This window comes from Exilispira thermophila (genome assembly GCF_055389015.1).
This window is the reverse complement of the sequence record NZ_AP042476.1, coordinates 2,531,711-2,544,394: the sequence shown is the minus strand read 5'-3', so window position 1 is coordinate 2,544,394 and position 12,684 is coordinate 2,531,711. Positions and strand designations below refer to the sequence as shown.

Annotated in this window: 10 protein-coding genes; 4 read left to right on the top strand and 6 right to left on the bottom strand. The window is 24.2% G+C overall.

What is annotated here, in order from left to right; genetic code table 11:
- The first annotated feature begins 210 nt into the window (after positions 1-210).
- The gene (locus tag ACZ5EC_RS10785) at positions 211-1,068 is read left to right on the top strand and encodes an HDOD domain-containing protein (RefSeq protein WP_464302491.1); all 858 of its coding nucleotides are present in this window, start codon (positions 211-213) and stop codon (positions 1,066-1,068) included.
- A 1,299-nt stretch (positions 1,069-2,367) separates the two neighbouring features.
- Complete coding sequence (locus tag ACZ5EC_RS10780; RefSeq protein ID WP_464302490.1) at positions 2,368-3,441, top strand: HD domain-containing phosphohydrolase; 1,074 nt, start codon at positions 2,368-2,370, stop codon at positions 3,439-3,441.
- 9 nt (positions 3,442-3,450) lie between these two features.
- On the opposite strand, the gene ACZ5EC_RS10775 is transcribed toward ACZ5EC_RS10780, so the two are convergent.
- The gene (locus ACZ5EC_RS10775; protein ID WP_464302489.1) at positions 3,451-4,257 is read right to left on the bottom strand and encodes a Nif3-like dinuclear metal center hexameric protein; all 807 of its coding nucleotides are present in this window, start codon (positions 4,255-4,257) and stop codon (positions 3,451-3,453) included.
- 132 nt (positions 4,258-4,389) lie between these two features.
- Here ACZ5EC_RS10775 and ACZ5EC_RS10770 point away from each other — a divergent pair, with 132 nt between their 5' ends.
- A complete protein-coding gene (locus tag ACZ5EC_RS10770) occupies positions 4,390-4,836 on the top strand; it encodes a MarR family winged helix-turn-helix transcriptional regulator (RefSeq protein WP_464302488.1) in 447 nt (148 codons plus the stop codon).
- Positions 4,837-4,973: 137 nt separating this feature from the next.
- A complete protein-coding gene (locus tag ACZ5EC_RS10765) occupies positions 4,974-5,624 on the top strand; it encodes a protein-L-isoaspartate(D-aspartate) O-methyltransferase (RefSeq protein ID WP_464302487.1) in 651 nt (216 codons plus the stop codon).
- 306 nt (positions 5,625-5,930) lie between these two features.
- Here the strand turns inward: ACZ5EC_RS10765 and ACZ5EC_RS10760 are convergent, their stop codons facing one another.
- The 5 genes from ACZ5EC_RS10760 to ACZ5EC_RS10740 form a co-directional block, all read right to left on the bottom strand.
- Positions 5,931-6,428 carry a hypothetical protein gene (locus tag ACZ5EC_RS10760; RefSeq protein ID WP_464302486.1) on the bottom strand — a complete coding sequence of 166 codons (498 nt, stop codon included), beginning with the start codon at positions 6,426-6,428 and terminating at the stop codon, positions 5,931-5,933.
- Positions 6,429-6,636: 208 nt separating this feature from the next.
- Positions 6,637-8,304, bottom strand: coding sequence for an IS1182 family transposase (locus tag ACZ5EC_RS10755; protein WP_464302360.1), 1,668 nt, complete (start codon positions 8,302-8,304; stop codon positions 6,637-6,639).
- Positions 8,305-8,398: 94 nt separating this feature from the next.
- Positions 8,399-9,919 (bottom strand): M16 family metallopeptidase, encoded by a 1,521-nt coding sequence (locus ACZ5EC_RS10750; protein ID WP_464302485.1) that lies wholly within the window; start codon positions 9,917-9,919, stop codon positions 8,399-8,401.
- A 94-nt stretch (positions 9,920-10,013) separates the two neighbouring features.
- Positions 10,014-11,477, bottom strand: a complete 1,464-nt coding sequence (locus tag ACZ5EC_RS10745; protein WP_464302484.1) for a M16 family metallopeptidase — start codon at positions 11,475-11,477, stop codon at positions 10,014-10,016.
- Between the two features lie 332 nt (positions 11,478-11,809).
- A complete protein-coding gene (locus ACZ5EC_RS10740) occupies positions 11,810-12,478 on the bottom strand; it encodes an HAD family hydrolase (protein ID WP_464302483.1) in 669 nt (222 codons plus the stop codon).
- Between the last annotated feature and the right edge of the window lie 206 nt (positions 12,479-12,684).

The following is a 12,684-nucleotide window of genomic DNA, read 5'->3' as shown; positions in this document are numbered from 1 at the left end:
TTATTTTATTTATTCAAAAAATGGCTTTTTTATTTATTTTGAATATGCTTATTTATTTTAACCATTTTATACTATTTTTTTAATTCATCTTATTTATATCATAAATGATTAAAATTCATTTAAAAAACTATTGATTATATTTTTAAGTTTTTTATAATAACTAAGAAGATATTTATTTTAATCATATATTATTAATAGAGGAAAACATTAATGGAGATAAACAAAGCTAAACTTGAAAATATTGTCAAAAACTTACCCACCTTACCTTCTGTTGTTACAAGATGTATTCAAATGCTTAATGATACAAAAAGTTCTGCCGATTCAATAACTAAAATCCTCGAAAAAGACCCTCCTTTATCAGCAAAAATTTTAAGTATAGCAAATTCATCTTTTTACAGTAGAAGAGAAAAAGTTTCTGATTTAAAATATGCTATAAGTTTTTTAGGATTTAAAAAAATTGCTGAAATCATTATTTCAACAGAAGTTTTTTCCACTTTTACACAATCAGCTATTAACATTAATTTTGAACAATTCTGGATACATTCCTGGGCTGTTGCTGAATCTGCTAGATATATTGGTGAAAAATATTTTCAAGGATTACAAAAGGTTGACCTTTTATATACAGGTGGATTAATTCATGATATAGGTAAACTTGTTCTTTTCCATTATGATTCATTTCAAATGTCCAGGGTTTGTAAAAAAACAATAACATCAAATAAACCATCTAATATACTTGAGCAACAGGTATTTGGTATTTCACATAACAATGTTATAGGTTTCTTAAATTCTAAGTTTAGGCTACCTGATGAAATAGTTGAAGCCATAGAAAAACACCATTTTATTAGTGAATCTAACCTCGGGAATATTATCTTTATATCCAATGTATTAGCTCATAATTTAGGATATGGATATAATTGTGAAACTTCATCAGGTTATGATTTACAGGACATAAAGGAGAAAGTAACTATTTATCCCCAAATTAATTGGGATGAATTAATCTCATACCTTGAAAACTTTTTTAATGAGCATGTTGATAAATTTAAAGAGATTCTTTCTATTACTATTTGAAATATTTTTTTAAATTACTTATTTTATACACTTTTTTCTTAACATTTAGTTATTTAATCTAAAATTTATTTTTATAAATTTGTTAAACTGTTATACTTAGTTTAATTTAATATATGGGTCTACTGAAAAAACTAAAACTTTTCCGTGGTAGGTGCAGTTAGTAATAAAATTGAAATTATTGTATTTAATTTATTAAATAACTTATATATATCATAATTGAAATTATTCGAACGGTTGTCAGTTGCCAAAGGCTAAAGAGAAAATATATTTTCCGTGGCAAGTGCAGTTAATGATAAAATTTGAAATTATTGTATTTGATTAAATGAATAAAATTATAGTCTATCCTAATTAAAATTTTTTGAGCGGATTTCAGTTGTCAAAGACTAATAGATAATAGTATTGGTTTTATATTTATGTTAAACAGATTGTAATAATAGGTTACATAACTGAACTAGTGAAAAAATTTTTCGTGGTAGGTGCAGTTAATAATAAAATGTGAAATTATTAGTGTTTATATAATAAATATAAACTATATATATCATAATTGAAATTATTCGAACGGTTGTCAGTTGTCAAAGACTAAAGAAAATATTTATTTTTTCGTAGCAAGTGCAGTTAATAATAAAATTTGAAATTATTGTATTTGATTAAATGAATAAAATTATAGTCTATCCTAATTAAAATTTTTTGAGCGGATTTCAGTTGTCAAAGACTAATAGATAATAGTATTGGTTTTATATTTATGTTAAACAGATTGTAATAATAGGTTACATAACTGAACTAGTGAAAAAAATTTTCGTGGTAGGTGCAGTTAATAATAAAATGTGAAATTATTAGTGTTTATATAATAAATATAAACTATATATATCATAATTGAAATTATTCGAACGGTTGTCAGTTGTCAAAGACTAAAGAAAATATTTATTTTTTCGTAGCAAGTGCAGTTAATAATAAAATTGAAATTATTGTATTTGATTAAATGAATAAAATTATAGTCTATCCTAATTAAAATTTTTTGAGCGGATTTCAGTTGTCAAAGACTAATAGATAATAGTATTGGTTTTATATTTATGTTAAACAGATTGTAATAATAGGTTACATAACTGAACTAGTGAAAAAAATTTTAATTAGGATAGAATAATCTATTCAATTTTTTAAATATCACAATAATTTCAATTTTATTATTAACAAAGCGAATTTCAATTTTATTTGATTTTTTTATAAAATTCTTTACTATTATAAAAATTAAAAATATATACCATATTTTCATATAATTTTTATACAAAACAAGGGTTATTTATGAATTTGTTAATTTTTGATGATGATCAAAATAATGTTTTAATTATGAAAACTATTCTAAAATCACTGGATAATCTTGAAATTTATACTGCTTCAACTTATTCTGAATTTAAAGAAATTATTAATAATAAAAGAATTAATCTATTTTTACTTGACCTTATGATGCCTGAAAAAAATGGACTTGAAATAATTGAAGAAATTAAAGATGATAAAAACCATTATCAAGCTCCAATTATAATGATTACTGCTATTGAAAACTATAAAATGAAAGAAAAAGCATATGAATTAGGTGCAAGTGACTATATTGTTAAACCTATTCATGCAAAAGAGTTATTATTAAGAGTAAAAAATCAACTTGATATTATGAAAATGAAAGAAGAATTGTTAAAACACAATAAATATTTACATGAACTTGTAGATATTAGAGTTAAAGAGGTAATAAACACAAGAAATGTTACAATTTTTTCTTTAGCAAAACTTGCAGAATCAAGAGACCCTGATACAGGGGAACATTTGAAAAGAATTATGAATTATTGTAAATTCATTGCAACAGAACTTTCTAAAAATCCTAAATATGAAAATATCGATGATGAATTTATTGATAACTTGTATATATCCTCTGTTCTACATGATATCGGTAAAGTTGGTATACCTGATAATATTCTTCTTAAACCTGGTAAACTTACACCTGAGGAATTTGAAATAATGAAACAACATACAATCATTGGGGGAAGAACTTTAGAAGAAGCTGAAAATCAGCTACAATTTTCCGATTTTCTTTCTATGGGGAAAGTTATAGCCTATTATCACCATGAAAGATGGAATGGTACAGGTTATCCAAAAGGGTTAAAGGGGGAAGAAATACCTCTTCCTGCAAGAATTGTCACTTTAGCAGATGTTTTTGATGCTCTTATGTCAAAAAGAATATACAAACCTGCATTTTCATTTGAAGAGACTTATAATATTATGAAAGAAGAAAATGGGAAATTATTTGATCCTGATATATTTGAAATTTTTGAAAAAAATAAAGAACATTTTAAAGAAATTTATGTTCAAAATATGGAAAAAGAATAAAAATCTGTTTTAAATAAAATTATCAATATTTATAAATTTTGTTTCAACATTAAATTTAGAATTAATTATCTCCATTAATTTTATAACTCCAGGTTTTTCAGAGTTATTATGTCCAATATTTATAAAATTTGTTTTTGTTTCTTTTGATATTGCCGGAACTTGTTCTTTAATCTCGCCACAAATAAAGGTATCAACACCCAGCTCAATTGCTTTCTCATAATATGATGATGAACCTCCAGAAATAATAGCTATTTTTTCTGGAACCATTGGTCCATTTTGCAGTATTTGAAACCCATATTTTGTCTTAATATTAAAAACATTGTTTTTTTGAATCTCAAATTTTTCATAATATTTTTTATTATCGAAATGTAATTTTTCATGAAAAATATCTAATATATCTTCTATTGATTTTTTAGAACTATTTCCCCCTATAAACCCTACACTAAAAGATTCCAATATTTTAGCATCAATGTATTTAAAAAGTTGAGCATTGTGACCATATTCAGGATGAGCATCCATTGGTAGGTGAATACCAATTAATGATATTCCATTATCAAGTAAAATTTTAACTTTATCCTTTAATACCCCTTTTAATGAAAAAAAGTTCTTCCCAAAAATTCCATGGTGTACAATTATTGCATCTGCTTTATAACTTATGGCTTTTTTTAAAAACTCTTTATTAAAGGAAACTCCAAAAATAATAGTATTAATTTCTTCTTTCCCTTCAACCTGTATCCCATTAAAACAATAATCTTCAAATTGTTCAACATTATAAGTTTCTTTTATAAATTCATTCAAAATTGATAATTTTACCATATTACCCTCTTTATATTAAATTCATACAAAAATATATTATTAAACTTTATTTTAGCAAGATTTAAATTTTATAATTTGACTTTAACAAAAAAAATACTATGAATTAAATAAATTATTATAGAGGTTGGTAATTTGCATAAAAAAAATTATAACTCATTAGAAGCAATATTAAGACATCTTTCTTTTATTATCAAAGTTGAAGGACGGAAAGCACTTAATAATTATCCTGAAATTTCTAAAACAATGTTTGAAGTTATCCAAATAATATATTTTTCTAAGAAAATAAAAGGGACAACTTTATCAGAATTATTAGAAATTTCAAAACCAGCTGCTTCAGAATTATTAAAAAAACTGGTAATATTTAATTATGTGAAAAAAGAGATTAACCCTAAAGATAAAAGAGAAGTAATATACACTTTAACTAAAAATGGAGAAGAAGTTATAAATAAAGTTATAAAAAAAAGGGTATTATTTTTAAAAAAAGTAGTAAATAAAGATGAATTAGATGCACTATTACCCCATTTAGAAAACATTATAAATAATATTAAAAAATTTGATGAAAGTAAAAAAAAGATATAACTATAAAAAATACAATTATATAAAATATAATTAGAAAAAAACATAAATAAAAAGATATTAAAAAAAGATTTAAAAAAAACATAAATAAAAAATATATAATACAAAATAAAAATAATATTATAAAACTTATATTTAAAATGAAAAAGATTCAACAATTTTATCAACTAATTGATTCATGGGCTTATACAAGAATCAATAATACAAACCAGAAATACATTGAAAAACTTGTTAAAATTTTTAAAGAAATTGATAGAGCTGATTTTGTTCCATTATCTTTAAAGGATAGCGCATATGAAAATACTGCTTTACCCACTTATTATGGTCAAACAATTTCTCAACCTGAAATTGTATTTGATATGACATATTTTTTAGAAGTTAATAATTCCCATTCTGTTTTAGAAATTGGAACAGGTGTAGGATATCAAACTGCAATTTTAGCAAAGCTTGCTAAAAATGTATACACCATTGAAAGAATAGACAAACTATCCAAAATAGCTCAAAAAAACATTACAAAGTATAACCTCTCAAATATTCAATTCTTTATTGGTGATGGTTCAATTGGAATCAAAAAATTTGCACCTTATGATAGGATTATTGTTACAGCAGCTGCACCATTTATCCCTTCTTCTTTAAAAAATCAGCTCAAAAAAGATGGCATAATAGTTATCCCTGTTGGAAGAGGATTATTTTCTCAGGTATTAATTCGTTTTTCACATATTTATGGAATTGAAAAAATATATGGATGTGCTTTTGTAAAACTAATTGGTAAAGAAGGATTTAATGAATAGAAATATATAATAATAAAATTGAAATTATTGATATATTTAAAAAATAAGAGATATTATATCCTAATTAAAATTTCTCTCCTTAGTACAGTTATGTAATTATTAAATTTAATCTTTTATAATATTAAACTAAAATATTTTATTTTTTTCTCTTTAGCCTTTGGCAACTGTAATCCAGTCAAGAAATTTTAATTAGGATATATAATAGATTATTTAATAAATCAAATATAACAATTTCAATTTTATCATTTACTGCACCAGCCACGGAAAAATAAGATATAAGCATATAACATATACATTTTTTATCAACTATTCCTTTAAAACAATTTTTTTATCTTTAATTATTTTAATAAAACCTTTAAGAACAAGATAAAACCCAAAAATAAAAAAAGCAATAAACCAGAATCTGTTTTTTAAAAAAGTAACCACAATTAAAATAAAAAAAATAAATATCATTAAATTAACAGTTAATAAATATTGTTTCATCTGACTTTCAAAAAAATAAATATATAAAGCAATAATAATTATTGTTCCCAGCACTGGAAAAGCTGAATTAAACTTTATATTATTTATTTCTGCAATAATAAAGAATAAACCAATGATAATCAAAAACAATGCTCTTATTAGTGTGTTGATTTTTTTAGTATAAATATAAGGAATTAGCATAAATATCCCTTCAAATACCCATAACCATGCCCATAATGAGGGAAAAGTTCCCATGTATTGCCTTGAATATTCAATAAATCCAATAATTAAAAATGAAAATCCTATAAAAATATCAATTATTCTATTTTCTTTAATAGTCATATATTATCCATAACAAAATGCTTGTTTTTTGTTAATTAATGTATACTTTTATAAAAAATAACATGATTATTTTTACAAAATTATTTCTTATAAAAATATAAAAAATTTGTTTATAGAAGCAAAATAAAAATTTCAAAAAAAAATAATAAGGGGCTGTCTTAGATCTTAAGGCAGTCCTTTTTTTTAAAAAAAATAAAAATATAAAAATTTATAAATTAAAGGAAAAAATAAAAGAATTTTCAAATGAATTATTTAATAAATATAAAAAATAAGGTAAAATTTTTCCTTTATTTAGTTTAAACAACTTTCTAATATTATGTGCTATACTTATTAATCCCCATTCTATTTTTACATTATTTATTCCTCTTAACATAAATCTCCTGAATCCCATATTGTGTTTAATATCTCCAAATACGGTCTCAACTTCTATCTTCCTTCTAAATGATAACTCCTGTCCCATTAATGTTGATAAATTCGATTTAACTTCTGATTTTAATTTTAAAAATACTGGATTTACCCATATATTCTTGTAAGGTTTTCCTTTACTACACCTATCCTGATAAATACAACCTTTACATCCATTTGTTGAATATACTTTGTATAATTCTAATTTCTTCCTTTTTGTAGATCTTGCAGTATAAACATATTTTAATTCTTTCCCATTTGCACATATAAAACAATCTTTTGACTCATCATATTTCCAATTCTGTCTGTTTAATTTATCCTTTTTAAAACTTCTTTTACTTTCTTTAAAATATCCTGAATATTTAACATAATTATTTATTCCTCTCCTTTTTAAATATAAATAATTATAAGTAGAACCATATCCTGCATCAGCTATTAAATTTGTTGGTTTTCTCCCTGTCTTTAATATTAAACTTTCTAAATGAGGAATTAATGTGTTTGTATCTGATCTGTCTTGATGGATACTATACCATAATATAAATTGATTTTGTGTGCCTATCTGTACATTATAGCCTGCTTTTAATTGACCATTTAACATTGCATCTTCTTTCATCCTCATAAATGTAGCTTCTTCATCTGTCTTAGAATAACTATTACGTCCTTTAAATTTCTTTTCCTGCTCTTCATATCTTTCTAATCTTGGTATGTAATCCTGTTTTAACTTCTTAATACTTTTTTTTAATTGTTTGCTCTTTTTATCTTTTTTATCTTCTCCTCCTTCTTTCAATACCTCTTCTAATTCTTTTGCTATCTTTTTTAGTTTCTTTGAATCTAATACTTCCTTTTTACCTTTAGATTCTTCAGACTCTTTTTCTTCATAATATCTATCTTCTTCTTCATTTAAATAATCTATCTCTTTTAATAATTTCTTTACATTCTCTTTAAGCTTCTTTTTGTAATTTTTTATGCTCTTTGACCATACAAAACTATATTTATTCGCATTAGCTTCTATTTTTGTCCCATCTAAAAAATAATTGTTTAAATCTACATAACCTGTTTCATATAAATAGGATAATAATATACTGAATATTTCTTCCAAATGTCTTCCTAACTTCTCTTTCCTGAATTTGTTTATTGTCCTGAAATCTGGATAATTCTTCCCACTTAACCACATGAAATATATATTCTCTCTTAATGCCTTGGCTATCTTCCTTGATGAATATATTTTCTGGGTATAAGCATAAACTATTACCTTTAAAAGCATCTTCGGATGATAACTACTTCTACCACCTCCTTTATAGCTTCTGTAAAGAAAATTTAAATCCATATTTTCTATTAAATCATTTACTATTCTTACTATATCATTTTCTGGTATATATTCTTCTAATCTTTCTGGAAATAATAGTGGTTCATCCTGTATATATCTTTTAAATACTACCTTATTATGTACTTTTGTTCTTCTCTTTTTCATAATTCAATTATAGCAAATAAATTATAAAAAAAAAGAGGTTGTCCCCAAGTTTTGAGACAACCCCTTATTATCTAAAAAAGTTGGTGTTTATAAATTAACCGTTATAATCACCAATAAAATTAAGATAATCATCTTTTTCAACATCTTCTAAAATGTCAGAAGAACCTGTTATAGCCCACATAATTTTATTATCATAGAGATATTTTTTTATGACTCTTTGAATATCTTCAGGTTTTACACTATTTACCTGATCAATTAAGAGTAAATAATCCCTATAATCATTGTGATATAAAACTGAAAATTCAATTTGAGAAGCAATTGATGAATTGGTCTGTTGTCCTTCAAAATAGCTATTAATAAATTGAGCTTTGTAAAAATCTAAAGCTTCTTCTATTTTTCCATAATTACCTTTTTGCTCTTTTACATTTTGTTCCTTACCAAGCCCACCTTTACCAGCAGCTGATGCAGAAACTTTTGGTAATAAACATTCCCCTTTTAATAAATGAGCAATTGAATCATCAATATATTTTTTGACTTCTCCTGGAACTCTAGTTTTGTAAATAACAATTGACCCATAATTTGCTTTAAAAGTTCTTGCAATTGCCCATGCTGAATAGCAAGCTGAATGTTCTGTTCTAACAATCTGGAAAAGAATATCATCAAGCATAGCTAAACCTATTCTTAATGGCATATAATCTGGATCTTCTGAATCAGGTATAGCGAAATCTCCTCTTACATATGCTAAACCTTCTGATTTATTATATTTATCAAGAATTAAATTACTTTTTACTTTTCCCAAAAAATCAGGTACATCAGGTATTTTAACATTTTTATTTTTAATTGTTCCTAAAGTTGAATCTAGTTTCTCTTTTAACTTTTCAGTATCAAAATTACCAACTGCAATTACAAACATTCTATTTGAAGAAAAAGTTTTTTCATAATATTCCTTTATATCATCTAGCTTCATTAAAGCTAAAGAATTAACTGTTCCATCCCATTCAGCTTGATATGGATGCCCTTCAAAAAACGCATTGTTTAATTTATTTACACATCTGCTATATGGATCTTTTGCTTTATCCTGTACAGCTCTAATTAAGTCAGTCCTTACTTTAGAGTAATCTTTTTTTGTAAACGAAGGATTCATAAAAGAATCAATATAAACATCAAATACATCATTAAAGTATTTATCTAAAGTATTTAAATCATATGAGGATGAATCAAACAAAGTTTCATAAGATATAGAAGAAGAGGTATCAGATAAAATTTTTTGCATCTTATCATAATTATATTTTTCAGAACCTCTTCTTAACATAGCTAATGTAAATTTTTCTATACCAGCTTTTTCTACTGTTGTTAAAGCAACACCACCTTTTAACACTATTTTTATATTATAAATTCTATTATAAGGATTTTTTTTAACAATAACTGGAATACCATTAGATAAATTAAAAACTTCAAAAGTTGGCAAATTTGCTTTAGCAAACTCATTTACATTACCAGCACTAAAAATGTCCTCTTTTGAATAAAGAGAAATCCCCTGTTTAGATGTAACCCCACAGGAAGTAAAAAGCATAACAGCTAAAATAAAAGCTATTATTCCTAATATTTTCTTCATAATCTTCTCCTATATTTATATGCTTTATATTTTTATTAATATCTTTATAGTTTTAATTAAATTTTTATTAAATTAAATTTTTTATCTATATTTTTTAATTATTATTATAGTTTTCCCACCAGTAAGCATTTTCTTTTTTAATTACCTCAAAATTTTTAAAATTATCTTTTTCTAAATTGTAATCTTTATCAAACATTCTAACACCTAGGATAGAATTTTTTGATAACACATATTTTTCTAAATATGCTTTAATATCTTTATATGTAACTTTATTACAATTATCAATATAACCAAAATAATAGTCAGTTGTAGCTGAAGCCCACCAGAAAGATAAATTTTCTATAAAATTTGATGGAGTTTCCATATTAATTAACCTTTTATCTGCAAGTTTTCTTTTAGCAAGTTCATAGTCTTCTTTTGAAAAATAATCAGGATCTTCAGCCATTTGTTTTAACTCATTTAATACTGCTTGTTTTAATTTCATTATTCTTTCAGCTGTATTTTTCCCATCTAAAACTTGAAGATAAGTAGCAAAATCTATTTGACCACCATCTCTTTGTGTATAGTAATACATCCAGATATAATCTTTTGAATATATACCAGGAACTGAACCAAAAATATGGTTTAAAAATTTTCCATTTGGATCTTCTAATAAAGTTCCCCATACATCTGCAGCATATGTGGCTTCAGGATCAGCTGTTACATCAGGTCCTCTAAATGTTAGATATACATATGCAAACTTCTGATAAAATGTATCATCAGGATAAATATAAAATTCATCTTTATTTATATAAGGATGTGGATTTTTTGCTATTTGTGGATTCTCTTCTCCCTTAGGCCAATCTCCAAAGTATTTTTCCGCAAATTTTTTTACCTGTTCTGGATTTACATCCCCTCCAACAAACAATGCTGCATTATTTGGCACATAATATTTTTTTTGTATATTTTTCAAAATATCAACAGTAGCATTTTTAACATTGCTTTCAGGTCCTGAAACATCTTTTCTCCAAGGGTATTTATAAAAAAGTGAATAAGTTATTTTTGAAGTAAATATATTACCAGGATCATTATGATATCCTCTAATTTCATTAATTACAACATTTTTTTCTGACTCCAATTCATCTTTATTAAAAAGAGGATATTTAACAGCATTAGCCCAGAATTCAATTCCTTTATCAAGTTTAGATGAAGGAACAGTAATATAATAAGTTACATATTCCCTTGATGTTCCACCATTCCATGTAGATATACCTAGCTGTTTCATTGCAGCAGCAAATTCTGTTTGGTTTTTATAAACTTTGTTCCCCTTAAACAACATATGTTCATATAGATGGAACAACCCTGCTGTTTCTGGAGTTTGAGCAATACTACCACATCTAAAAGTTATCTGAATTCTTGCTAATGGAACAATATGATTCTCAATTACAAAAAGTTCAAGCCCATTATCAAGAATATAATGAGTTAATCCAGGAATTGCAGAAGTGTTTCCAGCAACACCAAAACTAAAAAAAATCAGGATTAATAAACCTGAAAAAAACAAAAAAAGTTTCTTAGACATAAATCCTCCTTACTTTTATATATTTTTTAAGTTAAAATTTTTAGATTAAAACTTTACTTATTATGTTTATATTTTATTTAATTTTTTGTAATGCTTTTTTCTATTTTATAATTGGTTACAAAAAATCAATATATTAGATTTATATTACAATGCATATTTTTATATTACCATGCATATTAATATATTTTTAATATTTATTTATTATATTTAAATTTTTATTATTTCTTCCTTTTATAATAATACAAATAACATTGTAATTAAATTAGATCAAAGATTCTATAATTTGTAAATTATAGAATTTGTTCAATAAATTCTTTATTCTATAAGAATATTTATTCTATAGATTCTATAATTTTTATCAATTGTTTCAAATTATTTATTATAAAATCTGAACCTTCAAGCTCTTTCTCATGCCCATGCCCTTTTATCCCAACAAAAATTGTTTTCGCTTCTCTTGCAGCAATAAGGTCTGTTATCCTATCCCCAACCATAATTATCTGGTTTTTTTTTAAATTATATTTGTTTTTATAGTACTTTAAGATATCTGTTTTTTCTCTAAATTCTTCAATCCCAACATATTTTACTTCATTAAAAAATTCATAAATGTTATATGTTCTTAATACTGCTTCAACATATTCTTTAGAACCATTAGATGCTGTTCCTATTTTAATATTTTTATTTTTCAAATATGAAAGTGTTTCAAAAACTCCATTAAGCAAAACACCTTTTTTTGAAGATATTTTTAAAGTCAAATCTCTCAATATAAACTTTCTGAGTTCTACCATCTCTTTTTCACTTATATCCGGGAATAAACTTGTCAGTATTTCTCTATATGTTTTACCAACATTTTTTAAAATATCTTCTTTTTTGGGAGGGATAAAATTTTTAGAAGTATTTTTTTTTAAATAATCGATTACACCCTGATAATAGGATTCTTGAAGAAAATTCTCAGATGAATAAATTACACCATCAACATCAAATGCAACAAACTCTATAGACATACTTATGATCTTTATTTTTTTAAGTTTTTAACACTATTCATCACATATGTCAACAAATATTAAAAAAAATTAATTAATAACAAAAGTTATTTAATTTCTTTTATGTATTCAATTCAAGGAGCAAAATTATTTGAAATATAACAAAAGTTATTTAATTTTAATAATTAATCAATGTTTTTAAAAGTATTTTAAAATTTATATTTTGC

What these genes read in the sequence shown, in the direction of transcription:
- ACZ5EC_RS10785 (WP_464302491.1), top strand. Translation starts at nt 211, where the DNA reads ATGGAGATAAACAAAGCTAAACTTGAAAATATTGTCAAAAACTTACCC.
- ACZ5EC_RS10780 (WP_464302490.1), top strand. Translation starts at nt 2,368, where the DNA reads ATGAATTTGTTAATTTTTGATGATGATCAAAATAATGTTTTAATTATG.
- ACZ5EC_RS10775 (WP_464302489.1), bottom strand. Translation starts at nt 4,257, where the DNA reads ATGGTAAAATTATCAATTTTGAATGAATTTATAAAAGAAACTTATAAT.
- ACZ5EC_RS10765 (WP_464302487.1), top strand. Translation starts at nt 4,974, where the DNA reads ATGAAAAAGATTCAACAATTTTATCAACTAATTGATTCATGGGCTTAT.
- ACZ5EC_RS10760 (WP_464302486.1), bottom strand. Translation starts at nt 6,428, where the DNA reads ATGACTATTAAAGAAAATAGAATAATTGATATTTTTATAGGATTTTCA.
- ACZ5EC_RS10755 (WP_464302360.1), bottom strand. Translation starts at nt 8,304, where the DNA reads ATGAAAAAGAGAAGAACAAAAGTACATAATAAGGTAGTATTTAAAAGA.
- ACZ5EC_RS10750 (WP_464302485.1), bottom strand. Translation starts at nt 9,919, where the DNA reads ATGAAGAAAATATTAGGAATAATAGCTTTTATTTTAGCTGTTATGCTT.
- ACZ5EC_RS10745 (WP_464302484.1), bottom strand. Translation starts at nt 11,477, where the DNA reads ATGTCTAAGAAACTTTTTTTGTTTTTTTCAGGTTTATTAATCCTGATT.
- ACZ5EC_RS10740 (WP_464302483.1), bottom strand. Translation starts at nt 12,478, where the DNA reads ATGTCTATAGAGTTTGTTGCATTTGATGTTGATGGTGTAATTTATTCA.